The organism is Halomonas sp. HMF6819 (genome assembly GCF_044335525.1).
Taxonomy (GTDB): domain Bacteria; phylum Pseudomonadota; class Gammaproteobacteria; order Pseudomonadales; family Halomonadaceae; genus Vreelandella.
Map to the genome: position 1 here is coordinate 97,596 of NZ_JBIQVY010000001.1, position 24,319 is coordinate 121,914.

20 protein-coding genes are annotated in these 24,319 nt (G+C 61.2%); 7 read left to right on the forward strand and 13 right to left on the reverse strand.

All coding sequences use genetic code 11. The features are described 5' to 3' along the window. The 5 genes from ACGLWX_RS00430 to ACGLWX_RS00450 all read right to left on the reverse strand — a co-directional run bounded on the left by ACGLWX_RS00430 (nucleotide 1) and on the right by ACGLWX_RS00450 (nucleotide 6,571). Nucleotides 1-873, reverse strand: coding sequence for a DUF3034 family protein (locus ACGLWX_RS00430; RefSeq protein ID WP_396236453.1), 873 nt, complete (start codon nucleotides 871-873; stop codon nucleotides 1-3). 27 nt (nucleotides 874-900) lie between these two features. Beyond that, nucleotides 901-3,243: a putative bifunctional diguanylate cyclase/phosphodiesterase gene (locus tag ACGLWX_RS00435; protein WP_396236455.1), complete on the reverse strand. Its 2,343-nt coding sequence runs from the start codon at nucleotides 3,241-3,243 to the stop codon at nucleotides 901-903. Between the two features lie 71 nt (nucleotides 3,244-3,314). Next, nucleotides 3,315-3,941 carry a methylamine utilization protein gene (locus ACGLWX_RS00440; protein WP_396236457.1) on the reverse strand — a complete coding sequence of 209 codons (627 nt, stop codon included), beginning with the start codon at nucleotides 3,939-3,941 and terminating at the stop codon, nucleotides 3,315-3,317. Nucleotides 3,942-4,282: 341 nt separating this feature from the next. Beyond that, nucleotides 4,283-4,777, reverse strand: a complete 495-nt coding sequence (locus tag ACGLWX_RS00445; RefSeq protein WP_396236459.1) for a transglycosylase SLT domain-containing protein — start codon at nucleotides 4,775-4,777, stop codon at nucleotides 4,283-4,285. Between the two features lie 66 nt (nucleotides 4,778-4,843). After that, a complete protein-coding gene (locus ACGLWX_RS00450) occupies nucleotides 4,844-6,571 on the reverse strand; it encodes a proline--tRNA ligase (protein WP_396236461.1) in 1,728 nt (575 codons plus the stop codon). Nucleotides 6,572-6,840: 269 nt separating this feature from the next. On the opposite strand from ACGLWX_RS00450, the gene ACGLWX_RS00455 reads away from it, so the two are divergent. Next, nucleotides 6,841-7,275 carry a hypothetical protein gene (locus ACGLWX_RS00455; protein WP_252108629.1) on the forward strand — a complete coding sequence of 145 codons (435 nt, stop codon included), beginning with the start codon at nucleotides 6,841-6,843 and terminating at the stop codon, nucleotides 7,273-7,275. Here the strand turns inward: ACGLWX_RS00455 and ACGLWX_RS00460 are convergent. Continuing rightward, entirely contained in the window at nucleotides 7,272-8,480 is a 1,209-nt protein-coding gene (locus tag ACGLWX_RS00460) for a benzoate/H(+) symporter BenE family transporter (protein ID WP_396236463.1), read from the reverse strand. The genes ACGLWX_RS00455 and ACGLWX_RS00460 overlap by 4 nt on opposite strands. 167 nt (nucleotides 8,481-8,647) lie before the next feature. Beyond that, a complete protein-coding gene (locus ACGLWX_RS00465; RefSeq protein ID WP_396236465.1) occupies nucleotides 8,648-10,066 on the reverse strand; it encodes an amidase in 1,419 nt (472 codons plus the stop codon). 160 nt (nucleotides 10,067-10,226) lie between these two features. Here ACGLWX_RS00465 and ACGLWX_RS00470 point away from each other — a divergent pair, with 160 nt between their 5' ends. Then, nucleotides 10,227-10,814 carry a helix-turn-helix domain-containing protein gene (locus tag ACGLWX_RS00470; protein WP_396236467.1) on the forward strand — a complete coding sequence of 196 codons (588 nt, stop codon included), beginning with the start codon at nucleotides 10,227-10,229 and terminating at the stop codon, nucleotides 10,812-10,814. On the opposite strand, the gene nfo is transcribed toward ACGLWX_RS00470, so the two are convergent. Further along, nucleotides 10,784-11,644: a deoxyribonuclease IV gene (gene nfo, locus ACGLWX_RS00475; protein ID WP_396236469.1), complete on the reverse strand. Its 861-nt coding sequence runs from the start codon at nucleotides 11,642-11,644 to the stop codon at nucleotides 10,784-10,786. The two genes, ACGLWX_RS00470 and nfo, sit on opposite strands and share 31 nt — an antisense overlap. A gap of 42 nt (nucleotides 11,645-11,686) precedes the next feature. After that, on the reverse strand, nucleotides 11,687-12,442 hold the full coding sequence (locus ACGLWX_RS00480; protein ID WP_396236471.1) for a glycerophosphodiester phosphodiesterase family protein: 756 nt from the start codon (nucleotides 12,440-12,442) through the stop codon (nucleotides 11,687-11,689). A gap of 138 nt (nucleotides 12,443-12,580) precedes the next feature. Here ACGLWX_RS00480 and ACGLWX_RS00485 point away from each other — a divergent pair, with 138 nt between their 5' ends. Further along, nucleotides 12,581-13,558 carry an NADPH:quinone reductase gene (locus tag ACGLWX_RS00485; RefSeq protein ID WP_396236473.1) on the forward strand — a complete coding sequence of 326 codons (978 nt, stop codon included), beginning with the start codon at nucleotides 12,581-12,583 and terminating at the stop codon, nucleotides 13,556-13,558. Nucleotides 13,559-13,614: 56 nt separating this feature from the next. Here the strand turns inward: ACGLWX_RS00485 and ACGLWX_RS00490 are convergent, their stop codons facing one another. After that, nucleotides 13,615-14,259 (reverse strand): TenA family protein, encoded by a 645-nt coding sequence (locus ACGLWX_RS00490; protein WP_396236475.1) that lies wholly within the window; start codon nucleotides 14,257-14,259, stop codon nucleotides 13,615-13,617. A 211-nt stretch (nucleotides 14,260-14,470) separates the two neighbouring features. On the opposite strand from ACGLWX_RS00490, the gene ACGLWX_RS00495 reads away from it, so the two are divergent. Then, nucleotides 14,471-16,330, forward strand: a complete 1,860-nt coding sequence (locus tag ACGLWX_RS00495) for an SLC13 family permease (protein ID WP_396236477.1) — start codon at nucleotides 14,471-14,473, stop codon at nucleotides 16,328-16,330. Between the two features lie 79 nt (nucleotides 16,331-16,409). Then, nucleotides 16,410-17,168 (forward strand): DeoR/GlpR family transcriptional regulator, encoded by a 759-nt coding sequence (locus ACGLWX_RS00500; protein ID WP_396236479.1) that lies wholly within the window; start codon nucleotides 16,410-16,412, stop codon nucleotides 17,166-17,168. 168 nt (nucleotides 17,169-17,336) lie between these two features. On the opposite strand, the gene ACGLWX_RS00505 is transcribed toward ACGLWX_RS00500, so the two are convergent. Further along, the gene (locus tag ACGLWX_RS00505; RefSeq protein WP_396236481.1) at nucleotides 17,337-17,531 is read right to left on the reverse strand and encodes a hypothetical protein; all 195 of its coding nucleotides are present in this window, start codon (nucleotides 17,529-17,531) and stop codon (nucleotides 17,337-17,339) included. A 183-nt stretch (nucleotides 17,532-17,714) separates the two neighbouring features. On the opposite strand from ACGLWX_RS00505, the gene ACGLWX_RS00510 reads away from it, so the two are divergent. After that, nucleotides 17,715-18,146 (forward strand): VOC family protein, encoded by a 432-nt coding sequence (locus ACGLWX_RS00510; RefSeq protein WP_396236483.1) that lies wholly within the window; start codon nucleotides 17,715-17,717, stop codon nucleotides 18,144-18,146. Nucleotides 18,147-19,485: 1,339 nt separating this feature from the next. Then, nucleotides 19,486-19,710: a hypothetical protein gene (locus ACGLWX_RS00515; protein WP_252108641.1), complete on the forward strand. Its 225-nt coding sequence runs from the start codon at nucleotides 19,486-19,488 to the stop codon at nucleotides 19,708-19,710. A gap of 66 nt (nucleotides 19,711-19,776) precedes the next feature. Here ACGLWX_RS00515 and ACGLWX_RS00520 read toward each other — a convergent pair whose 3' ends face one another. Together ACGLWX_RS00520 and ACGLWX_RS00525 are read right to left on the reverse strand one after the other, a co-directional pair. Continuing rightward, nucleotides 19,777-21,432, reverse strand: a complete 1,656-nt coding sequence (locus ACGLWX_RS00520) for a glycerol-3-phosphate dehydrogenase/oxidase (protein ID WP_396236485.1) — start codon at nucleotides 21,430-21,432, stop codon at nucleotides 19,777-19,779. A 172-nt stretch (nucleotides 21,433-21,604) separates the two neighbouring features. Next, the gene (locus tag ACGLWX_RS00525) at nucleotides 21,605-24,094 is read right to left on the reverse strand and encodes an acyl-CoA dehydrogenase (RefSeq protein WP_396236487.1); all 2,490 of its coding nucleotides are present in this window, start codon (nucleotides 24,092-24,094) and stop codon (nucleotides 21,605-21,607) included. Nucleotides 24,095-24,319: the final 225 nt, after the last annotated feature.

Here is a 24,319-nt window from a genome sequence, read left to right on the forward strand (position 1 = left end):
TCAAAACGCTGCTTGAAGTGAAAGATAGCTGCCGCGTTGTGACGCAAGACCCGCGATGTCGCCCAGATCGAGCCAGGCAGCGGTCAGCGAAACGTGCTTGCTGAAAAAGTAGGCGCTGTAGAGGCTCTGCCAATCGTCCTCGCGGGCCACGCTCAGGTTGTCGGGCTTTTGGCGGTATTCGGTGCCCACGATCCATTGCGGCGTCAAAAACACCCCAACGCTTGCCTCGCCGACCCACTCGCGCCCGCCCTGGTCGCCGCCGAAGCCCAGAAGACCGCCCTGGTTGGCCTCGGTATTGCGAAGCGTGGCGTTGAGCATGACGTTGCGTCCGGCCGCGGCGGCGAACAGCAGCTTGCTGGCGCTGAGATAGGCGTCAGTGCCTTCGGTATGATCAGCGCCAAGTGCGGTTGGAGTCGCGCCATCGACGAGGCGTTTATGCAACACGCCCGCGCTCCAGATGCCCAGCGGGTGATACAGCACGTCACCGAACAAGCGCACCTTGGCACCGAATATGTCCTGTTCGAGCTCTCCGCCCAGGGTTTGCAGCTCGAATCGCTGGCGGGCGTAAGAGAGCTCCACCTGGTCATAAACGTTCAGGCTGGCGCCGCCGACCGTCAGGCGGTAGTCGTCGAGCCACGCGCGCGAGGCGAAGGCGGTGGCGCCAAATTCCTCGTCGCTTGCCGTACTGGAAAGCACCGCCCAGGGGGAAAGACCGCCGCCGGCGGCGCCTTCGATGGCGCTGACGCCGCCGGTGCTCATGATACGACTACCAGCCTGGGCGCCGCTGGACGCGACCACCAGGCCTACACAGGCGATGCCTGCCAGCCGGCAAAGCGTTCGCGCGATGAATGGCGTTGCGGTGAAGCGGAACATCCTGACCCTCCCGGGTGTACTCGAGGTTTAAACCGGCAGGGCCGGGGTTGGCAGCGATAGCGTCTCGAAGGCGTCGAGCCACGCCGGCAATGCGTCGCAAGGCATCGGTTTGGCGATCCAGTAGCCCTGCAGGTAGTCGCAGCCCACCTCGCTTAAAAGCTCGGCGCTGGCGCGGTTTTCGACCCCTTCAGCGACGACCTTGAGCCCAAGGCTATGGCCCATTTCGATGGTCGAGCGCACGATGGTGAAATCGTCTGCTTGGGTGTCCAGAGCCAGCACAAAAGACTTGTCGATCTTGAGCTCGTTGACCGGCAGCCGCTTGATCTGAGCCAGCGACGAATAGCCGGTGCCGTAGTCGTCGATGGCGATGCTCAATCCCATGCCTCCGAGTTCGAGCAACGTTCTTGTGGCGACCTCTACATCCTGCATCATCGCGCTTTCGGTCACCTCGACACTGAGCTGTCGAGCATCGAGCCGGTGCTGTTTCAAAAGCGACGCGATACGCTGGCAAAGCCCCGGGTCCATCACGTCGCTGGTCGACAGATTGACCGCCACCGATAGGTAGTAATCGTGCTCCTTCCAGCGAGCGAGCTGCGCGCATATGTGAGAGAGCATCCAGCTGGTCAGCATGCCGATTTGGCCCGAGCGCTCGGCAAGCTCGATGAACTCGTCCGGTGGAATGAAGCCAAGCGTTGGGTGCTGCCAGCGCATCAGCGCTTCACACTGATTGACCCGCCCGGTACGCGTATTGACCTTGGGTTGATACGCCATCCAAAGCTCGCTCTGGTCGACGGCGCGCTTTAGATCGCGAATCAACGTTAGCTGGCGCTGGTGCTGCTCGTCCTGGCCCTGCTGATAGCACTGGTAAACACTGCGCTTGCGTTTGGCCATATCGAGTGCGATATCAGCCCGACGCAGCAAATGTTGAGGGTTGTCGCCATGGGTAGGGTAGTGCACCTCACCCACGCTGAGCGACGGCGATACCGGCGACTGGTCCAGATGAATGGGTTGCGCCAGCGCCGCGAATAGCCAGTCGCGCCACACCGGCCGGGTTTCGTTCTCCAGGCGCATCAGCAGTAGCTCGTCGCCGTCCAAGCGATAGGCGGTGCTTTCGCCTTCGTCGAGCTGCTTCAAGCGCTTGGCCAGCGTCATCAACACGATATCGCCGAGCGCGTAGCCAAAGGTGTCCTTGATGTCGCGAAAGTTGTTGATCGAAAGGCGCATCAGGATGAACGGCGCGCCGGTGCTGATCAGCCGGCCCATGTCCTCCTCGGCGCTCATGCGGTTGGGAAGTTCCGTCAGCAGGTCGTGTCGCGACTGGTAATGCAGCACCTCTTCGCGCTTGGCGATTTCGTCTTGCATGGTCAAAAGGGTCGAGGCGAGCTGGCCGGTTTCGCTGCGCTGGGAACCGCCGGCAAGTGTTTCGACGCGCTCGCCCCGGCCGATCTGCTTTGCCGCAGAGGCCAGCGCCATCAGCGGTCTGCTGATGCTGCGCGCACTCCACATGGCCACCGCTGCGGTGAAGATCAAAATCAGTACCACGATGCCCAAAAGCTGCCAGTGCAGCGACCGATAGGCGCCCAGCAACTCGTTGCGGGAAAGCTGCAGCAGCGCGTGGGTTTGGGCACGGTCGCCGGCGTAGAGCGTGCTCGAGTAGGAAAGGTACTCATCATCCGGCGTCATTTGGCCGGTCAGCGAGTAATCACCGTTTTGAAGCTGTTCGCTGTTATCGCTAATCAGCGCCATGGCCAGCGCCTCCGGGTGGGAGCTTGAAAGCGAGCTGATACGCCCCTCCTGGTAGGTCACGATGCTGACATCGAGGCCGGTCAACGCCTTGATCTCGCTGGTGACGGCCTCGTTGATCAAAAAGCCCATGCCGACCCAGCCAATCAGGTGCGGGGCGCGCACCGGTAAAAGTGCGAACTCAAAAGGTTCGCCTTCGGTCACCACGACGCCGACCGCCGAGCCGTTAAGATTGGCGCGCTCGAAAAGCTGGGGAAAGGGCATGGCGCTGTCGCGGGCATGGTGGCTACCTGCCAGCACGCGGCCGTCCAGGTCGGTCAGCAGCACGATATCGGCATTGGCGCGCGTGCCGTGGTTGGCCAGCACCGAATAGAGCGTTTCGTTGTCCTGAGTCGATACCGCGCTTTTGAAACCGAAATCGTCGGCGAGAATCGCGATGTTATTGCCAAGCTGCTCGCCGCGGGCGCTCAAAAGCTGATGGAACACGTTGGCGCCGACTTCCAGGCGCTGATTGCCCTTGACGATGATATCGTTTTGCGTCGCGCGCAGAAACGCCGCGCCGGTCACCAGTTGCGACAGAATCACGACGGTAAGTAAAACCAGCATCAGGCGCGTTCTAAAGCGCATGGCGACCTCGGGCAAGCGGCGCAGACAAACGCCAGCGCTCCAGGCATGACAAAGCGGCCAATAGGATCACGTTAATGCTCGTTGGCCTGATGAAAACGTTGTTGTAGCGGTGAAAGAGGCGGCGTCTCAGGGACGATCGCGTTGAGTTCGAGGCGAACGTTCAACGGCTGGTCCCCTTGGGTTTCACCTTCCCACCAGATTTGCTGACGGTCATCGAGTCTTGGGTGCCAAACGCGCACCGCGTGCGCGCCTTCGGGCAGAGTCGGCGTTTGTACCACGCCGTCGGCGCCGGTTTTGCCGGCGAAGGGGGCGTCAGTGACCACGATGAACGCCTGCATCTGATCGTGAATGTTGCATCCCAGTACCACGACCCCGGGCTGATCGAACAGCACCGGCTCAGGGGTCTCCTGTAAATACAGGTTGAGCTCAAACGTTTTCGCCGGTGAAAAGGAGTAGACGTGGTGGCGGGTCGTGTCCTGGTTGGGAAACGAGACGTAGCTTCCTGCCGGCACGGTGAGCACGTGGGGGTGAAACGCCGCCCCGCGCTGATAGACCTCGCCTTCGCGCGCTGGCGCTGCGGCGCCGGCGTAGTGGACTTCGACCACCGCATCTTCGAGCGTGGCGCCCGTGCTGTCGGTCACGGTTATGGTGGCCGCCGACACGCCAAACGCGCAGGTGAAAAGGGCAGACGCCGTCAAGCGCGCACAGCCATATCGAACACGTTGAATGGTCAATGCCACGAAGCCCCCGGCGTTACTTGAAAAAAGGTAGTGAGATCTATCATGTGGATTGAGCCGCTTTGAGTAATTCTTTACGGCTAACGGTAAGCGAACTTTAAGAAAAAAACAGTAAATAAATTGATCAGGTTTGTACTGATACCGCGTTTTGCCGTTCCTTGTGAACGTCACCCATCAAGAAAGAGCGTGAAAGAAAATCCGTACGGCGAGTGGGTGCACAGTGAAATAGCCAGCGAGAAAACATCAGACACTTTTGAGTAGCGTGCGCTGATAGGGGTATAGAAGAGAGACGCCGTTTGGGACTAACGCCAGGCACTTTGCCAAACGCGAAGCACGCGCTCGGGGTACCAGGTGTTACCCAGGCTGCCGTTGTAGCGGGCAAGCGCTCGGGTAAAATCGCCGTTCTCAACGGCCAGATAGTGGGCGAGGATCGTGCAGCCGTAGCGAAGATTGCGATGGGGGTCGGTCAAATCGTCGATCGGAAGGCCAAGCTCGGCGACCCAAAAGGGCATGATCTGCATCAGACCGGTAGCGCCGGCGGGAGAGACCGCGCTTGGCTTGAAGGCGCTTTCCACTTCGATCAGCGCCAGTATCAAACTCGGCGGTAGCCCGGCGAGCCGGGCTTCCTGGTAGAGCCTTGTGAGCAGCGCGTCGCGCTGGCCAGCATCACTCACAAAGCGCGCCAGTGGAGCGTGCATGCGCGCAGCCCACTGGCGCATCGCGGTGCCCTGATACGCGGTGGCCTCGAGGGTCGAGCGAAGCGGCGGTTCGGCGGCGCTACCCGGTGATGCTATCACCAGGCACAGGGCCGCCAGTGCAACGCCTGTTGTAAGCCGCGCCGCCACGCTCGCCCTGAGCCTGCGTTAGGCGTTCAGGCCAGACTTTTCGCCCAAAAACGCGACGATTTGATCCTCGGCGACCATGGTGGCATCAATATCGCGGCGGCCCTTGTACTCGAGTTCGCCGTTATCCAGGCTGCGATCGCCGATCACGATACGGTGCGGCACGCCCATCAGCTCCAGGTCGGCGAATTTCACGCCCGGGCGCGTATCGCGGTCGTCGAGCAGAACGTCGAAGCCGGCGTTGGTCAGCGTTTGGTAGAGCGCTTCAGAGGCTTCGCGCACGCGCTGAGACTTGTGTGCGTTCATCGGCACCAGCGCGACGTTGAACGGCGCAATGGCGTCGGCCCAGATGATGCCGGCGTCGTCGTGGTTCTGCTCGATCGCTGCGGCCACCACGCGGGTGATGCCGATGCCGTAGCAGCCCATCCACGGGTGCAGGGTCTTGCCACTGTCGCCGAGCACCTTGGCGTCCATCGCCTCGGAGTACTTGGTGCCGAGCTGGAACACGTGGCCCACCTCGATACCGCGTTTGATCGAGAGCGTGCCGCGACCGTCCGGCGACGGGTCGCCTTCGACTACGTTACGCAGGTCCGCCGCTTGGGGTAGCGGCAGATCGCGTTCCCAGTTGATGCCAAAGTAGTGTTTGCCTTCGATATTGGCGCCAGCGCCGAAGTCCGACATCAGCGCGACGCTATGATCGATGATGATCGGCATGTCGAGATTCACCGGACCGAGTGAGCCAAAGCCTGCGCCGGCGGCGGCGCGAATTTCCTCTTCGCTGCCCATGGTGAGCGGCGCGGCTACCTGGGGCAGGTTTTCCGCTTTCACCTCGTTGAGTTCGTGATCGCCGCGCACCAGTAGCGCAATTAGCCCCCCGTCGGCGGCGCGCACGATCAGCGTCTTGACGGTTTTCTCGATGGGAAGATTGTGCTGTTCGACCAAGGCGGCGATGGTTTTGGCGTTGGGCGTGTCGACCAGATGCATTTCCTGGCTCGGTGCGGAGCGCTTGACGTCGCTACCCAGCGGCGCCGCCAAGGCTTCGGCTTTTTCCATATTGGCGGCGTAGTCGGATTCGTTGGAGAAGACGATGTCGTCCTCGCCAGAGGCGGCCAGCACATGGAATTCGTGCGAGCCGGTGCCGCCGATCGAGCCGTTGTCGGCGATCACCGGGCGAAAATCGAGCCCCAGTCGGGTGAAGATCCGCGTGTAGGCGTCATACATCGCCTGGTAGGTATCAGCAAGCGAGGCTTCATCAGCATGGAAGGAGTAGGCGTCCTTCATGATGAATTCCCGCGAGCGCATCACGCCAAAGCGCGGGCGGATCTCGTCGCGAAACTTGGTTTGAATCTGATAGAAGTTGATCGGCAGCTGCTTGTAGCTCGACACCTCGCGGCGCACCAGATCGGTGATCACCTCTTCGTGGGTCGGGCCAACGCAGTAGTCGCGCTCATGACGGTCCTTGACGCGCAGAAGCTCCGGGCCGTACTGCTCCCAGCGGCCGGACTCCTGCCACAAATCCGCCGGCTGCACTGCGGGCATCAGCACTTCCTGGCCGCCGGCGCGGTTCATCTCTTCGCGCACGATCCGCTCGACCTTGCGCAGCGTACGAAGGCCAAGGGGTAGCCAGGTGTAGAGGCCCGAGGTCAAACGGCGGATCATGCCGGCGCGCAGCATCAGTTGATGACTCACGACCTCCGCATCGGCCGGGGTCTCTTTCAAGGTGGCAATCAGTAGTTGGCTGGCGCGCATGAGCGTGAAACTTCCTTTTGGGTCGGTAATACGTAAAACGTGACGATCGCAATAGCGTGACGCGGCGCCGTGAGGCGCTTTCAAGCGTTGAATGATTGCATTGTACGGGCACGCGGTAAAGCCGGCAAAATTAACCTTGCCGCCCCGGCGCAGGATGCAATCGTGCTAGACTCCGCCGCTTCAAGTGGTATAACCGACCTGACGCGCGCTCAATGAAAGGCGCTTTTCTAGTCTAGGGTCACCGTCAATTTTTTTAAGGAAGAGAATCGATGAAACAGCTCGTACGTCGTGGTGCAAGCATTGCTTTGGTGGGAAGTCTCGTCGTGAGCATGAGCGGCTGCGGTACGCTGTTTCATCCCGAGCGCAAGGGCCAGCTCAGCGGCAATGTCGACCCGGTGGTCGCTATCGCCAACGGCGTCGGGCTTTTGTTTTTCATTCTGCCTGGCGTGATCGCCTACGCGGTGGATTTCTCCAACGGCACGATTTATCTTCCAAGCAATACCAGCGCCTCCATCGATACCTTCAAGCTCGATGACTCCACGGATCTGGCCTCGCTCGAGCGGATTCTTTCTGACAAGGCCGGCCAGCCCGTCAACCTGAATGACGAGCTGATGATCATGGAAGAGGTCGAAAGTCTCGACGAGGCGCTCGCCATGGTGCGCATGTCTGGCGTCCACGACAGCGAGCGCCTGGGCGTTCTTTAATCTCGCGTCTGCCCACGGGGTTTGGTCAACTGCAGGGTGATGAGTCCAAGGACCAGTCCCCAGAAAGCGCTGCCGATCCCCAGCAGGCTGATGCTCGATGCGGTCAGCAAAAACGTCACGATGGCCGCGTCGCGCTCTTCGGTTTTGGCAAAGGCGCCAGCCAGCCCTCCACTCAGCGTACCCAGCAGCGCGATGCCGGCAAGCGCCACGATTAGCGCTTGGGGCAGGGCGTTGAATAGCCCGGTGACCGTTGCGCCGAATAGCCCCATCACTAGGTAGAACGCGCCGGCCGCCGCGCCCGCCGCGTAGCGTCGTCGCATGTCGGCGTGGGCATCCGGGCCAATGCAGACCGCCGCACTAATCGCCGCCATATTCAAGGCAAAACCGCCAAACGGCGCCAGCGCCATCGTCGCTGCCCCCGTCCAGCCCATGAGCGCCGAGCCGTTGGGCTGGTAGCCCGCCGCTCTCAGCACCGCCACCCCGGGAAGATTCTGGGTCGCCATTGTGATGATGAAAAGCGGAATGCCGACGCCGATCAGCGTCGTTGGCGCAAACGCGGGGGCGGTGAAGGCAGGGGCGGCAGGCGTTAGCGGAATATTGCCCGCATCGACCTGGCCCAGCATCACCGCGGCCACCTGCCCCACCAGCAGCACGCCCGGTACCGCCAGCGCCGGCCAGAACCGGCGGCCTATCACCCAGGCCGCGAGCATGATCAGCGGCAACAGCCACTGGTGCTGCATGACGCTGAAAAGCTCAAGCCCGAATCGAAGCAAGATACCCGCCAGCAGCGCCTGAGCAATCGCGTTGGGAATGTGGCGCATCAGCCGCTCGAACAGTCCCGTGACCCCGCACAGCGTGATCAAAAGCGCGGAAAAAAGAAACGCCCCGATCGCCTCGTTCATCGGCACGCCCGGCAGGCTCGTGACCAGAAACGCCGCGCCCGGCGTCGACCACGCCGTTAATAGCGGCATGCGGTAGTAAAGCGAAAGCCCGAGCGTGGTCAGGCCCATGCCGATGCCCAGTGCCCAGAGCCAGGAGCTGATCTGCGCCGCGGTTGCGCCCGCCGCCTCGGCGGCCTGAAAGACGATCGCCGCCGAGCTCGTGTAGCTAATGACGACCGCGACCAGCCCCGCCGTGATGGTCGAAAAGGTCGTATCGCGCCAAAGCGAGAAGCGGTAAGGCTGGCTGTTTTCTGAGGTGGACATGAGGGCCCCGATCACGGTTGAACGTTATAACGCACGAAAACGACGTTACCATTGTGCGCTATAACGCACAATAAACGGTAAGTGGACGTTGATTGGGTAACGACTAAGCGGACAAGAGGAAAGAGCGACAGGAAACCAGCGCCGCCAAAAAAGGCGGCGCCGTTTAATTAGCCCGCCGTGTGAGACGGGTCGGGAATGCTTGGAAAACGGGTGGGGTAGCGCTTCATGTAGGCATGGCAGGCTCTAAGCACGCGAACGTCGTCGTACTTACCCCCGGCGAGCTGAAAGCCCACGGGCAGGCCTTCGTTAGTGAAGCCACACGGCACCGACGCCGCCGGCTGCTGGCTCAGGTTGAACGGGTAGCTAAACGAGGCCCACTCTTCCCAGTCACGCATGTCGCTTCCCGGCGGCACCTCGTGATTGATCTCGAAAGGCGAGAGCGTCACCGACGGCGTCATTAAAAGGTGATACTCGCGGTTGAAGTGCTCCAGGCGTTGGGTGATGTAGGCGCGTTCGTTGAGCGCGCGGAAAAAATCCAGCGCCGTCCAGCCCTCGGCTTCCTTGGCATTGGCGACCAGCCCCGGGTCCAACAGCTCGCGGTGCTTGTCGTCGAGCTGCTCCCACTGGTGAAGCGAGGCGGTGAACCAGAGCTTTCTGAAGGTATCGATGGCCGGTGTCAATCCCGGGTCGACCTCGACCACTTCGGCGCCGAGCTCGGCAAGCGCGTTGGCGGCCTCACGCACCTTCTCGGCGATCTGCGGGTCGACCGATGCATAGCCGAGATCAGGCGAGTAGCCAATGCGCAAGCCTTCCAGGCTCTTGTCGAGATCCTCGCCCCAGCAGTCCGGCTGGCCCCGAGTGGCGTAGGGGTCGTGGTAGTCGTAGCGGCCGATGACGTTGAGCATCGCCACCGAGTCCTCTACCGAGCGGGTGAGCGTACCAAGGTGCGACAGGCTCGGCTCCTTGGCCGGCGGCCACTGCGGTACCCAGCCGTAGGTCGGTTTGAAGCCAAAGGTGCCGGTGAAGGCGGCGGGGATACGGATCGAGCCGCCGGAGTCGCCGCCCTGGTGCAGCACGCCCATGTTGAGCGCTGCCGCCGCAGCGGCGCCCCCGGATGAGCCGCCGGCGGTAAGCCGGGTATCCCAGGGGTTACTGGTGGCGCCGAACACGCGGTTGTCGGTCACCGCCTTCCAACCAAACTCCGGCGTGTTGGTCTTGCCCAGAATGATCGCACCGGCCTCGCGCAGCATGCGCGCCGGTGGGCAGTCGGTGTCGCATAGCGCTTTCGACGTGGTCAGCGAGCCTTCCCGACACGGCATGCCTGCGACCTGGGCGAGATCCTTCATCGATACCGGCACGCCGTCGATCGGGCTCAGCGGTTTGCCCTGGCCCCAGCGGCGTGCGGAGGTCTTGGCCGCGGTTTCGGCGCCTTCGCGGTCAACGTGCACAAACGCGTTCACCTGGTCGTTGAAACGCTCGATACGCTCGAGGGCGGCGCGGGTTGCTTCCAGCGGCGACGCCTCTCTGTTTTGATAGAGCGTGCGCAGGGAGTTGGCATCCATCAGGCCTAGATCGGTTTCGCTCACGGTAGCTCCTTGTCGATTGTCGTCCTTGGGTGGCGCAGCTTGGGTCGCTCATCAAGCGTAAAGTCGCTGTAAGCCTAGGCAACGAACGCATTAGCTGCAAAACTTGCGCTTTTGATTCTCACCCACGCCCTGCGTACCCGGGGCGTTTTAGGAGCCCTTGATGGCAAGCCCCCCGACGCCGGTCGCCGTTTACGTCGCCGATAACGTCAAACGCCTTCGCCGCGAGCGGGCGTGGAGTCTGGACCGCGCCGCGGTCGAAACCGGCGTGAGCAAGGCGATGCTTGGACAAATCGAGCGGGGAGAGTCGAGCCCGACGGTCTCAACGCTTTGGAAGATCGCCAGCGGCTTTAGGGTGTCGTTTTCGAGTCTTTTCGACAGCGGCGCGCCCGAGCCGGATGCGCCCAAGCGCGACGGGCGAGAACCGGTATGGGGCGAGGACAGCGCGGGCATGCAGGCACGGCTGCTATTCCCTTTCGATCCGCTTTTGGGCTTCGAGATGTTCATGATCGAACTCGCCCCAAAAGCGATGAGCGAGTCCGCCCCGCACGCCGCCGGTGTGGTCGAGCATATCGTGGTGGTGGAGGGCGAGCTGACGTTTTGCCTCGACGGGCAGTGGCAAACGCTAAAAGAGGGCGAGGGGCTGCGCTTTTTTGCCGACCGGCCCCACACCATGCGCAACGAAAGCGACCGGCGGCTGCGCTTTCACGACGTGATTCACTATCTGCCTGGTGCGGCGTCCGGCAACTGAGCGCGCAGCCAGCGGATCTCTTCCGGCCAGTTTTCCGGCTCGACGGTTTCGAGAATCAGGGGAATGCCGTCGGTGCGCGGGTCCTGAATGATGGTGGTGAACGCCTCCAGACCGATATTGCCCTTGCCAAGGCTATGGTGGCGATCCACACGGCTGGCAAATTCGCTTTTGGCATCGTTTAAGTGCATGCCGCGTAGATACTCGAAACCCACCACGCTTCCCAGCTCGTCGAGGGTCTGCTCGGTCGCCCGGGCGCCCCGCAGATCGTAGCCGGCGGCGAAGGCGTGACAGGTGTCGATGCACACGCCAACCCGGCTTTTATCCTCGACGTGCTCGATGATGGTGGCGAGATCCTCGAAGCGCCAGCCAAGATTCGTACCTTGCCCGGCGGTGTTTTCGATCACCGCGGTGACGCCCTGGGTTTGATCGAGCGCCAGGTTGACGGATTCCGCGATGCGCAGCAGACAGTCGCGCTCGCTGATCTTTTTCAAAAAGCTTCCCGGATGAAAATTTAAAAGCGAGAGCCCGAGCTGTTCACAGCGCTGCATCTCGTCGAGAAACGCTGCGCGGGACTTCTCGAGCCCTTCGGCTTCCGGGTGGCCCAGGTTGATCAGGTAGCTATCGTGGGGAAGGATCTGGTTCGAGGCGAAGCTGTGATCCTTGCACGCCTTCTTGAAAGCGCTGATGGCTTCGTCGGTCAGCGGCTTGCCTTTCCACTGGCGCTGGTTTTTGGTGAACAGCGCAAAGGCGTTGGCGCCGATCTCGACGGCGCGGTGAACGGCTTGGTCCGGCCCGCCTGCAGCGCTAACGTGCGCGCCAATATACTTCATGACAACTTCCCGGGGTCTGCGAGTGGGACGCTATTATGCCGCTTAACGCTGATCCAAAAAACGCTTGAACGTTTCCGGCTGGTCGGTGATCGCACTCGAGACCCCCCAAGCCCAGCGGGGCTCGAAGGCGCTCGGGTCGTTGGGGGTGTAGCAAAGTACCTTGTAGCCCGCCTCGACCATCGCCTCGGCACGGGCGCGCTTGAGCCGCGTCCAGTCCGGGTGGACGCTGAACGCCTGGACCTCTTCACAAAGGGTTTGCCAACGGGCAGGCGTGGCGCCGAACAGTACGCCAAGGGCCAGGCGGTCGGGGCCGGCCAGCGCCCGGCAGCGCCTGAGCGCCTGGGCATCGAAAGAGGAGACGATGCGGCGCTCGGCGGGGATTCGCTCCATCAGCGGCGGCAGCGCGGCATCGACCAGCGCATTGGCGTCGCGACCCTTGTTGACCTTGATCTCGAGATTCACGCCCATGCCGAGCTCGTCGAGAAGCGCGAGCATCTCGTCGAGCGTGGCCATTTTTTCACCGGCAAAGCGGTCGCAAAACCAGCCGCCCACGTCGAGCGCCTTGGCGCTTTGCAGGCTAAGCTTTGAAAGCTCGCCGCGCCCGTCGGAGCAGCGGCGTACGCTCTGGTCGTGCCAGATGACCGGCGTGGCGTCGCCCAACAGCTGTACGTCGAGCTCGACCCAGGTCGCGCCGGCGTCAAAGGCGGCGCGCACCGCCGCGAGCGTATTTTCCGGGGCGGCAGCGGAGTAGCCGCGGTGGGCGACGAGCGCCGGTAACAAAATGCCGGGGTGCGACATGGGACATTCACCGAGTGCTGGTTGAAAATGCTCAGTCTAGCATGGGCGTATGACAACCCAATGGCACCGCTTGATTTATAACGGTTAACGCGGTTGGATGAAGGTCTTTGCCGTTCACTCACAAAGGAGAAAGTGGTCATGGCCAAGCGTATCGAGTTTGCAACAACCGGTGGCTCGGACGTGCTCGAGCTCAAGGATGTCGACGTCAAGGCGCCGGGCAAGGGTGAGGTGCGCATCGCCAACAAGGCGGTGGGACTCAATTTCATCGATATCTATTTTCGTACCGGGCTCTATCCCGCGCCCGGTATGCCCTCGGGGCTGGGGACCGAAGGCGCTGGCGTGGTGGACGCCGTGGGTGAAGGCGTAAGCCATTTGAAAGAGGGGGACCGGGTCGCCTACGCCCAGGGCCCTCTGGGTGCCTACGCCGAGCTTCACACGCTGCCCGCCGACAAGGTCGTAAAGCTGCCCGACGGTATCGATTTCGAAATCGCCGCGGCGAGCATGCTCAAGGGCCTGACGGTGCAGTACCTTCTGCGCCAGACGTATGAGCTCAAGGGCGGCGAGACCATTTTATTTCACGCCGCCGCCGGGGGCGTGGGCTCCATCGCGTGCCAGTGGGCGAAGGCGCTAGGCGTGAAGCTGATCGGTACCGTGAGCTCGAAAGAGAAAGCTGCGCTTGCCGAGAAAAATGGTGCCTGGGCGACGATCAACTACTCCGAGGAAGACGTGGTCGAGCGGGTGCGCGAGCTAACCGATGGGAAAATGTGCGACGTGGTCTATGACTCCGTTGGCAAGGATACCTGGGAGACCTCGCTTGACTGTCTGAAGCCGCGCTCGCTGATGGTTAGCTTCGGCAACGCCTCGGGCCCGGTGGAAGGGGTCAATATCGGCATTCTCAACCAGAAGGGGGCGCTCTACGTCACGCGCCCGAGCCTCAACGGCTACGCCGACACCCGCGAGCACCTGGAACAGATGTGCAGCGAGTTCTTCGAGATGATCGAAAGCGGCAAGATCGAGATCGACGTGGCCAACCGCTATCCGCTCGCGGATGCCGGCAAGGCTCAGGACGCGCTTCAGTCGCGCCAAACCACCGGCTCCACCATTCTGCTTCCCTGAATTAAAGCCCGGCCGGGCCTCACACACGCTACCCCGCAGGCGGGGTAGCGCGGCGATTAGGCATCCAAGCCGTCGTAGGCCATGTCGAAAAAGCGCTTTTCAATGCGGCTGGCCTCGACAAAGGGTGCTCGCAGGCTCTCGAAGCTTTGGGTTTCGCCCACCCGGTTGAGCTCGCTTTTAAGAAAGTCGACCCACTGCACGAATGCCGGCTCGTTATGGATCACGATCCAGTCGCGATGCTCAGCGCGCTCGGGCAGATCTTGACTTCGCTGCGCCCACTCAAGATAGAGCCACTCTGCCACTACCAGCACCACGAGAATCAGCGCGTAGTCCTGGGAGGCGCAGGCGCGGTCCATCAGATCGACGAAGGCCTGGGTCGGCTCGGCAATGGGCGGGTTGCGCCAATGGGCTTCGTCGACGCCCAGCGTCTGGAAGGAGTCGATGAAGTAGCGGTATTCGCCGCCGGCCAGCACGCTGAGCTGGCGCGCGTGGGTCAGCCGCGCCTCGGGATCATCGGCGGCGCACACCGCCGCCGCGATCAGCCGCACAAAGCTATCGCAAAAGCAGAAGTCCTGCACCAGGTAGCGGGCGAACACCTCGTCATCGATGTGACCGCTCAAGAGTTCGTCGACGAAACGGTGATTGACCGAGGCGTCCCAGTACGGGTTGGCCGCCTGACGCAGCCGCTGGCATAGATCCATGAAGTTATCTCACTGTTACAGGTATTACCGTTATAGATATTAATGAGAAGCCAGCTTACCAGTTTAGCCAGTCGGGCACGCGTCACCGTTGGCGCGATTTTTAAAAAAAACGCGCAGAATCAGTTAACTTATGTTGCGTTTTGGTCTATCTAGTGGGATACACGACACCGCCGGCGCTTGGACTCGGCGTTAAATAAGGAGACACCGCTACATGGCGATCGAGGCTATCGGATTGGCCCCCAGCACGCTAATGTTCATCATCCTCGCATTGACACTGGCCGCATTCATTTGGGGCCGTTTCCGCTACGATGTCGTCGCCCTGGCCGCGCTCTTAAGCTCGGTACTTTTGGGCCTGGTGCCCGCCGACGACGCCTTTGCCGGTTTCGGCCACCCGGCGGTGATCACCGTGGCGGCGGTGCTGGTAATCAGCCGCGGTTTCGAGCGCTCCGGCGTGGTGGATATCATCGCCGCTCAGGTGATGAAAGCCGGCGAGCGCCTGCTGTTGCAGCTTTTGGCACTGGTAGGCACGGTCGTGGTGCTTTCCGGCGTGATGAACAACGTCGGTGCATTGGCGCTGCTGCTGCCAGTGGCCATGCGGCTGGCGCGGGAGCACAACACCTCGCCCTCGCTTCTGCTGATGCCGCTGGCGTTTGGCTCGCTGCTCGGCGGGCTCACCACGCTGATCGGTACGCCGCCCAACATCATTATTTCCACCTACCGCGGCAACATCACCGGTGAAAACTTCAGCATGTTCAGCTTTTCACCGGTAGGCATGGCGGTGGCGCTGGCGGGGCTTGCGTTCATCGTGCTGCTGGGCTGGCGTTTGACGCCCAAACGTAACAGCGCCGCCGGCGCGGCGGACATGTTCGATACCGCCAACTACCTGGTCGAGCTTAAGGTCTCGGAAGAGTCCAAGGCCAACGGCCTGACGCTGCAACAGCTTCGCGACGAGCTCGACGAAACCATTCCCGTACTGGCCGTGGTGCGCGATGACAACCGCCGGGCAGGGTACTCGTTTCACGGCGTGCTCAAGCAGGGCGATATTCTGCTGCTCGAGGCGGGCCCGGAGGAGCTTCAACTTCTCGAGGACAAGGCGGGTTTGAGCGCGGTCGCCGAGCTCAAGGAGGACGACCGCGAAGAGGACGAACACGCCGCTAAAGCTGCCGATGAGGCAAGTGAGCCATCAAAAGATGAGGCCATCGATACCGAAGGCCTGCAGCTGGTCGAGGCCGTGGTGCGAAGCGGCTCGATGATGATCAATCGCAGCGTGCGCCAGCTTCGCTTGAACCACCAGTTTGGCCTGCACCTGGTGGCCGTGGCCCGGGACGGCGGGCGCTTGAAACAGCGCCTTCGCGACATTCGCTTTCAAACCGGCGACGTGCTGCTGCTTCAGGGCAGCGAAAAGGAGATCAACGACAGCCTCTCGTCGCTTGGGTGTTTGCCGCTAGCGAGCCGCGAGCTGCACCTGGGGCAGCCGCGCAAGCTGGCGCTATCGCTGGGCATTTTCGCTTTGGCAATCGTGTCGATGCTGTTTGATTTGCTGCCCGCAGCGGTGGCCATGAGTACGGCGGCGCTGGTGTCGCTTCTTATTGGTGTGCTGCCGCTAAGAGAAGGTTATAACGCCATCGACGGGCCGGTGATCGTGCTGCTGGCGGCGATGCTGCCGGTGGGCGAGGCGCTTGAAACCAGCGGCGGCGCTGATATCATCGCCAATTCGCTGTTGTATTTTGGCGCCGACTGGCCGGTCGTGGTGTCGCTTTGCGGGCTGTTTTTGCTCTGCATGCTGCTCTCCAATATCGTCAACAACGCCGCCGCCGCGCTTTTGATGGCCCCCATCGCGGTGAGCCTGGCTAACGGTTTCGATGTCGCGCTGGAGCCATTTTTGATGGCGGTCGCGGTTAGCGCCTCCAGCGCGTTTTTGACGCCTATCGGGCACCAGTCAAACACGCTCGTGCTTGGCCCCGGCGGCTACCGCTTTAGCGACTACTGGAAGCTTGGGCTTCCGCTGTCGCTGGTGGTGATGGTGACGGCGATTCCCGTGATTTTGCTGGTGTGGCCGCTGTCGGGCTAGAGTGCTCGCGCACGCGTAAATGCATCGTTAAACAACAGGCGGGCAATTCGATTGCTCGCTGAATCAAAAGGCTCGGCCCATGAATCAGCAACACCGCCAGGACGCCATCGTCGAACTGGTCCGCCTGCACGGCTACGTGAGTATCGAGCAGCTCACCGAACACTTTGCGGTGACGCCGCAAACCGTGCGCCGTGATCTCAATACGCTCTCGGATGAAGGGCGCATTCGCCGCGTTCACGGTGGCGCCGGGGTCGAGTCGAGCACGGTCAACACTGCTTACAGCACGCGCAAGACGCTCAACCTGGGGGAGAAGGAGCGCATCGCCCGGGCGCTTGCCGAGCAGATTCCGGATCACTCGTCGCTGTTCATCAATATCGGTACCAGCAACGAAGTGATCGCCCAGGCGCTTTTGGAGCACAAGGGCCTCGAGATCATCACCAACAACCTCAACGTCGCAGCCATTTTACAGCGTAAGGAAGATTTCTCGGTGATCGTCGCCGGCGGCCAGGTGCGCTCTCGCGACGGCGGCATCATCGGTGAGGCGACCATCGACTTCATCAACCAGTTCAAGGTGGACGTGGGCGTCATCGGTATCAGCGGTATCGACGAGGACGGCTCGCTTTTGGAGTTCGACTATCAGGAGGTGCGCGTCGCCCAAGCAATCATCGCCAACTCGCGCCGGGTGTATCTGGCCGCGGACCACTCCAAGTTTCACCGCAACCCGGTGGTGCGCCAGGGCAACATCGCCCAGCTCGATGCGCTATTCACCGACCGCCGACCGCCGGAGCCGATCGTCAATCTTCTGAGCGAACACGGCGTGGCGCTGCACATCGCCTGAAACAGGCTACATTTGAATCAACCCACACTTCGCTTTGATGGCGTGTGCTGACAAGAAAAGGCAGGGTCGTTACGCCCAGCCGTCTGTTTAAATAAATAGCGCTTTTTTATTCAGGGCCGCGCCGAAGATCGCGGCTTTTTCGTTCGACGCTATGCCAGCTCGCGCCGCTTAACGCGAGACGCCGAGATCCCGCGCCAATTCCGACACCGTCCTGAGCGCGTCTGCCTCCGCCACGCTTCTCAACACCTGCCAGCGCGCGCTGGACAGCCCGAGCGGCGCCTTCAATTGGTCACCTCTCAGGATCAGACGGCTGTTAGCGCGGAAGATAGAGAGGATGAGCTGGGTGATCGCATCGGACGACATTGGCAGAAAAGCCTACAAGTTGGCGGACCGGATATCCACCTTTCATATTGACGCCACGTTGTCAAATTCCGATACTGATTGACAGCATGCTGTCGAAACGGGCCGAGTTTTGGTTCTCGCCGCGTGCCTGCAAGCGACGAAGCGCTTGCCTTTCAAACAACGCGGTATCCGGAAAGAGAGACCATGATATCAACTAATGCCCTACAAACGCTCCGAGGAGCCCATGTCGGTCTGCGCGTCGCTGAGCGCGACGCTGCGGTGACGTGGTATCGGGAGAAGCTGGACATGCACGAAATTAGGGCGTTCGACCTCAACGGCATGAATTTCACCGAGATGGCACTGGCCGGCGACCCCTCCTTCCGGATCGAACTCGTCTCGGGTCCAGGCGCAAGCGGCGGACCCGACGAAGACAATCTCTATTCGAGCTTCGGGACCCATGGTTGGCATCATCTCGGTCTCTGGGTCGACGACGTCGATGCGGCCGTTGAGACGCTGCGGGCTCGCGGAGTAACAATCACTCTAGAGCCAACCGACAACGATCACTGGAAAGTTCGGGTCGCCTTTCTGGTGGATCCGTGGAGCAACGTGATCGAGCTTCTTCAGTCCAACGTCTGAACGGCACGTCCGGCGCAGACCTGTTCCACAGGCGTAATCGCACGGAACGGCTGGATGGCAGCAATCCGTCTCGTCCAGCCAGACCGTTTACGTCAGCTTCTGCCCGTCTCGCTACCCAAACCGGACGGGCAGATTTCCACCCAAGCGCGCCATTCACTTTCTCATCGCGCCGGTCAGTAGATTGATTGGTGATGGTTCACTCGATGCCGTGCTCTCCCACCAACGCCGCCGCTAGTGCCTCGCTGGGGGGGCACCCATTGCGATGGCACCACCCTACAAGCCTCCGCCCCGTGTGCGGGCTTTTTGATGCCTCGACGTCGTTGCGAGGTTTCGTGAAAGCCTCGTAAAACCTCGCTTTACGGCGTTATACCGTTATCATTCGCCGCTCAGATTGAGCGGGATTCTGTTCGCCCTGCGGGCTTGTCGGTTGTGGTGCAACATTAACGAATCGTCTCCGGTGTGGCAGGCCTTACGTCATGCTGTGCCTCCACCCTCATTGTCCGACTGGAAACGGGCTCCCGAACTGGGCCGCCGTCTTTGATGATCCTCGGATCAATATGAGGGTGCCGCTTCGAGCGGCCGCCGCTGCGTGGATGGATATTCATTTTGCTGGCGGTCCTAGGCACCCGGGCGTTGCACGTACGCTTCCGCCGGGCATTCCGAAGGCGGCTCACGACCGGCTCATGCGTTGGTGCCCATGTTTGTTTAACCAAGTGGACAAGCCGGCTACGGCCCGGGCTGTGGTCCATTTCTGCGAGCTTACCCTTAGCGCGCCGATCACTTCAGCCAACGTGTATCCGACGTTCCTCATCCAGCACCCGCGCCCGCTTGGCTTCAATCCAGGCCCGTTAGACCGCGCGGCCTCGGGCGGCGCTGTTATGGAGGTGCTTTGCAGCGAGGTGTTAGCCTCAGCTGGTCTACCCGCGATGCCACTCAGGCCCGACAGGTGGCCGGTCTGGCAAATGGCTGGTCACATGCTGATGAACGAAGGTCGGATGCAGAAACTTAAGGCACTCGGCGACATCCTTGTTCAAGGGTCGAAACGTTCGATAATACGCTCGTTTGTAAACGGCCGACACGATAAACGCGAAGTATGACCTTCTGTCGTTTTACTACAACCCGCGACCCTGCCAATGGCGGATTGTTGACTCAACCCGGTTCGACCATAGTCAGACCATGGCTTTGAAACACCAACCCTTTCAAAGCCCGGCGCGCCCACTTAACCGGTCAATGCGTGTCAGTACGGCACCGCGAGGTCTACCGCCTGCGGCGTCTGCGCCCACCCTCCGGCGCTTATAAGCTCATTAGCCGACAGTGACAAAACAAACAGAGGTGGTTTATGAACTGCATCGAACTCACTCAGCAGGCCGACCGTATCGCCAGCACGTTCAGCAAGCAGGAACTGGCCAAACTGGTACTGGCGCTCAAGTGTCAAGGCGAGTCGCTTCAGCAGGCGGTCGAGGTGATCGACACTATCGACACCCGGGCGGGCTACTCGATGGAACAGGCCTGGGAGGAGGTGCTGGCCCAGGATTCTCAGCTGATCGTCGAAGACGAAGAGTAGTGTCTTTCAACTTGCTTACAAAGCCCCCTCGCGGGGGCTTTTTTCTTTTTTACAGGTAAAACGCCGTTATTCGACTGGAGCGGCTTTTGAGCGCAGGGTATCGGGGCGGGTCGTATCCGGGTTCTCGGCGAAATAGGTCTCGAGCCGGGTCTGGGCCTGGTCGCCGAACAGTACTTCGCAGGCTTTTTTGAGCCCTTCGGAGTTCATCAGCTCGTCGCGGTGAACTACCAGCGATACCTTGGCGCGCCGGCGCAAGAAATCCTCAAGTTCGGTGATCATCTCGTGGTCGCGGGCGTACTCGAGCTCGCAGCGGATGTACTCGGTCTTGTCGATCAGGATTTCCGCCTGGCTCGGGTCGGCCTTGATTTTCTCCAGTAGGCCAAAGGCATCGTTGCCGTAGCGCCGCCAGAGCCGCGACGACAGCTTCTCGTTGGACGTGGCCGGCGTCAGAGCGTCGAGTTTCGCATCGCGAGCTTGCTGCATGAACGAGGCCTTGACCTTGTCATCCGGCTCGCCGTACCAGCGGGTGGCGGGGGCGCCAAGCGTCACGCCGAGCTTTTGCACTTCGTCGCTGATCTCCTCGCCTACGTTCAGGCAATCGGTCAGCTTGCCACCAAAAATGCTGATATGGGCGGTGGCCTCGTGAGTATCGATCACATGCTTGCGCGAGAGCTGCAAGAAGTCTCGGCTCTGGCCCTTGTCCGCCTTGACCGCCAGCGGACGCACGCCGCAGCGGGTGGAGATGATGTCATTCTCGGTCAGCGGCGTCTCAAGGCTCAAGCGCGCGTTGATGTTTTCGAGCACGAACGCGATGTCTTCCTGGGTGACCTCCGGGTACGGGTTCTCCATATGAGTGTCGGTAGTGCCAATGCAAGTGCGGTTTCCCATGGGAATGACGAAAAACAGCCGCCCGTCGTTGGCGAAAAACGCCAGCACTCGCTTTTGCTCGGTGAGCTGCGGCACGATCAGGTGAATGCCCTTGGAGTAAAGGTGCTGGTGCGAGGTGGACTGCTTCGTCAGCGCGTTGTGCTCGTCGACCCAAGGGCCGGCGGCGTTGATCAGCACTTTGGATCGAATGTTGAAGGTATCGCCGGTCATCACGTCGCGCGCGCGGGTCACCCAGCGCCCGTTTTCGCGCTCGGCGCCCAGGGATTCGACGTAGTTGGCCGCCACAGCGCCAAATGTCATCGCCTGGCGCACGAAATTGAAAACGAAACGGGCGTCGTTATCGTAGAGGTACGCATCGGAGTATTCGAAGCCGCCCACCGCGTTGTCGGTCTGGATAATCGACTCTTCCTGCTTGATGTTTTTCGGCGACAACAGGCGAGGGCGCTTGGTAAAGCCGTTACCCATCAGCCAGTAGAGCCAGGTGCCCGCCCACAGATAGCGCGGCGAGTGGCGAAAGCCCTTGGCGATAGTCGTGAGAAAGCGAATCTCCTTGACCGTGGACGGGTAGCTCTTGATCAGATGATTGCGGCTTTTACAGAGCTTTCGTACCAGCGCGAAGTCATTACTCTCCATGTACTTGATACCACCCCACACCAGATTCGAGGAGTGCATGCTGGTGCTGCCGGCGAAGTCGCCGCGGTCGATCACGGCCACTTTCGCGCCTTTACCCGCCAGCGCCGAGGCGGCGGCGGCACCGTTGATGCCGCCGCCGATGATCAGCGCGTCATACTCTTCACTGGGCAGCTTTTCGAGATTCTGAGTTCGAAGCGTCATGGCGAATTCCGTTGGGTTAAAGGCGCAAGCGTCACTGGCCGCGCTATATTTTCAATAACGAAACTATAGATGATCGTTTTCGAACATTCAACGCATATACGCTAGGCAAAACAAAGGCGATAGGCACAAAAAAAGCCGGCCCCAAGGCCGGCTTAATGAGTAATCGAGCGCGCTACTTCACGCTCTCCTCGGCATTGACCGGCGGCGCCTTGGGCGCCGCTGGGTTGTGGTCGATCAGGGTGGACTTGTTGGTGGCGAACTCGTTGTAGGCGAAGTCGTCCACGGTGAGCATCTCCAGCACCTCTTTTTCGAACTCACGCATGAACTCTGCGTCTTCCTCGCTGACGATACCCGCTTCCAAGCCGGCTTCGACCCGGGCTTCCGGATGCAGTGCGGTTTGGGCGATCTCGCCCTTGGCGTAGGCCTTGTTGACCGTACGATAGATCTTTTCAGCGCGCTCGTACTCCACCAACAGCGCGTTGTAGCGCGCCAGGGGGTTGCGCTGCTCGCCGTCGTCCTGGTCCCAGGTATTGCGCAGCAGCTTGGTGCGCAGCGCGCTGTGGGTGGACACGCGATGGGCGATATCGCGGGCGAAATCATCGTGCGGTTTGTTCCAGCGACGGCCTGTCGGCATGACAACGGCGTTTAGCACCTTGCCCAACGCCCGGTTGGGCAGGTTGTCGAAAATTTCGACGAAGGCCTGCTCGGCGCGGTGGAGCAAAAAGCGGCAGCTGTAGTGCAACAGCGCTTCTTCACCTTCGACCTTGTCGCCCGCCTGCCACTGCTTGAGCACCATGGAGGCGAGATACAGATTGGAGAGCACGTCGCCCAGGCGCGCCGAGATCATTTCGCGCTTTTTGAGCGCCGAACCCAGGCTCGCCATGGCGGCGTCGGCGCACAGGCCAAAGCCTGCGGACAGGCGCGCGATGTCCTGGGCGTAAACCGCGGCGGGCGCATCGAAGGGCACCGACGGCTTGCCGATGCCGATGCCCAGCGTCAGCGCGCGGGCGGCGTTGCCGAAAATCAGCCCGGCGTGCTTGAAGAACGCGGTGTCGAAAGCCTTGACGTCGTTGGCGTCCTTGGCGGCGAGTTCATCGAGTACGTAGGGATGGCAGCGAATCGCGCCCTGACCGAAGATCATCAGGTTACGCGTCATGATGTTGGCGCCTTCCACAGTGATCGCCACCGGGTTGGCGCTGTAACCGATCCCCAGATAGTTGCGCGGGCCGAGCGTAACCGCCTTGCCGCCGTGCACGTCCATGGCGTGGCTTAGAATTTCACGCTGAAACTCGGTGAGCTGGCTTTTCAGAATCGCCGAGGGCACCGCGGGCTTCTCGCCGTGATCGATCAGGTTGGCCGTCTGGTAGACCGTTGCCTGAGCGATATAGCCAAGGGCGGCCATTTTGGCCAGCGGCTCCTGCACACCTTCCATTTCCGCGACCGGCACGTTGAACTGGCGGCGAACGCGAGTGAAGCCGCCGCTCCAGCCCAGCGCGTAGCGCGCGGTGCCGGTAGCGCCGGAGGGCAGGGTGATGCAGCGCCCGATCGAGAGACACTCGACCAGCATGCGCCAGCCCTGGCCGATCATGTCCTGGCCGCCGATGATGGTATCCAGCGGAACGAACACGTCGACCCCCTTGATCGGGCCGTTCATAAAGGGGCTGCCGATCGGGTGGTGGCGCCGGCCGATCTCCATGCCGTCGGTGTCGCGGGGAATCAGTGCCAGCGTAATGCCGCGATCCTCTTCGTCACCAAGAAGTTTTTCCGGGTCGAACAGGCGAAACGCCAGACCCACCACGGTCGCGATGGGTGCGAGGGTAATCCAGCGTTTTTCGAACGTCAGCTTGACGCCGAGCACTTCCTTGCCGTCGATGGTTTGCTTGCACACCACGCCGGTATCTGGAAGCGAGGTGGCGTCCGACCCTGCCCGCGGGCCGGTCAGGCCGAAGCAGGGGATTTCACGGCCGTCGGCTAGGCGCGGCAGGTAGTGGTTTTTCTGCTCTTCGGTGCCGTACTTCATCAAAAGCTCGCCCGGGCCGAGCGAGTTGGGCACGCCCACGGTGACCATCAGGGTTTCGTTGGCAGAGAGCTTTTGCAGCGCCATGGACTGCGCCTTGGCGGAGAAACCAAGGCCGCCGTACTCCTTGGGAATGATCATGCCGAAGAAGCGTTCTTTCTTTAGGAAGTCCCAGAGCTGCTGGGGCAGGTCGGCGCGCTCGATGGAAATGTCCCAGGCGTTACACATGCCGGCGGCGGTGGCGCACTGGTTGTCCAGAAACGCCTGCTCATCTTCGCGAAGGCCTTCATCCTTGTAGCTTAGAAGGGCGTTCCAGTCCGGCTTGCCGGAAAAGAGCTGACCATCCCAGGACACGCTACCGGCTTCGAGCGCGGTGCGCTCGGTGGCGGATACTTTCGGCGCCACCTTCTTGAAAATGGCAAAAATGCGGGGCGTCAACCACAGCCTTCTCAGCGCCGGCAGGCCCGCCACGGCCACGCCAAGCGCGCCAAGCAGAAGAATGAAGCCAATGACCGGGGCGTCGAACACCAGCCCGATCAGGCCGAGCACGGCCAATACGCCGATAGCCGGCCCTGCGCCGGCTTCCCGGCGCATCACGACGAGCAGGCCCACAATGGCCAGCACGATCAGCAGTAGCGTGAGCATAGAATCTCTCCATATCGTTTATAAGGATTATTCAAACGTGGTTCCGGGTACGTATTTAAACGGATGTTTGAATAGTGGCAGACTCGCGCTATCCCGCGCAAGTACTTCGCCTTGGCGTCGCGTATCGCTCTTAGTGTAGTTGTTGATACACCGTATGAACCCTTTGAGCCCGGCGCGATATGCAAAATTTGTTTCAAGCAATAATACGAAAAAACGCCGCGGGAC

Excerpts from the sequence above, each read along its gene's own strand:
- ACGLWX_RS00495 (WP_396236477.1), top strand. The coding sequence starts at position 14,471 with ATGGCGATCGAGGCTATCGGATTGGCCCCCAGCACGCTAATGTTCATC.
- ACGLWX_RS00450 (WP_396236461.1), bottom strand. The coding sequence starts at position 6,571 with ATGCGCGCCAGCCAACTACTGATTGCCACCTTGAAAGAGACCCCGGCC.
- ACGLWX_RS00430 (WP_396236453.1), bottom strand. The coding sequence starts at position 873 with ATGTTCCGCTTCACCGCAACGCCATTCATCGCGCGAACGCTTTGCCGG.
- ACGLWX_RS00525 (WP_396236487.1), bottom strand. The coding sequence starts at position 24,094 with ATGCTCACGCTACTGCTGATCGTGCTGGCCATTGTGGGCCTGCTCGTC.
- ACGLWX_RS00435 (WP_396236455.1), bottom strand. The coding sequence starts at position 3,243 with ATGCGCTTTAGAACGCGCCTGATGCTGGTTTTACTTACCGTCGTGATT.
- ACGLWX_RS00485 (WP_396236473.1), top strand. The coding sequence starts at position 12,581 with ATGGCCAAGCGTATCGAGTTTGCAACAACCGGTGGCTCGGACGTGCTC.
- ACGLWX_RS00500 (WP_396236479.1), top strand. The coding sequence starts at position 16,410 with ATGAATCAGCAACACCGCCAGGACGCCATCGTCGAACTGGTCCGCCTG.
- ACGLWX_RS00480 (WP_396236471.1), bottom strand. The coding sequence starts at position 12,442 with ATGTCGCACCCCGGCATTTTGTTACCGGCGCTCGTCGCCCACCGCGGC.
- ACGLWX_RS00510 (WP_396236483.1), top strand. The coding sequence starts at position 17,715 with ATGATATCAACTAATGCCCTACAAACGCTCCGAGGAGCCCATGTCGGT.
- ACGLWX_RS00470 (WP_396236467.1), top strand. The coding sequence starts at position 10,227 with ATGGCAAGCCCCCCGACGCCGGTCGCCGTTTACGTCGCCGATAACGTC.
- ACGLWX_RS00490 (WP_396236475.1), bottom strand. The coding sequence starts at position 14,259 with ATGGATCTATGCCAGCGGCTGCGTCAGGCGGCCAACCCGTACTGGGAC.
- ACGLWX_RS00455 (WP_252108629.1), top strand. The coding sequence starts at position 6,841 with ATGAAACAGCTCGTACGTCGTGGTGCAAGCATTGCTTTGGTGGGAAGT.
- ACGLWX_RS00460 (WP_396236463.1), bottom strand. The coding sequence starts at position 8,480 with ATGTCCACCTCAGAAAACAGCCAGCCTTACCGCTTCTCGCTTTGGCGC.
- nfo (WP_396236469.1), bottom strand. The coding sequence starts at position 11,644 with ATGAAGTATATTGGCGCGCACGTTAGCGCTGCAGGCGGGCCGGACCAA.
- ACGLWX_RS00520 (WP_396236485.1), bottom strand. The coding sequence starts at position 21,432 with ATGACGCTTCGAACTCAGAATCTCGAAAAGCTGCCCAGTGAAGAGTAT.
- ACGLWX_RS00505 (WP_396236481.1), bottom strand. The coding sequence starts at position 17,531 with ATGTCGTCCGATGCGATCACCCAGCTCATCCTCTCTATCTTCCGCGCT.
- ACGLWX_RS00515 (WP_252108641.1), top strand. The coding sequence starts at position 19,486 with ATGAACTGCATCGAACTCACTCAGCAGGCCGACCGTATCGCCAGCACG.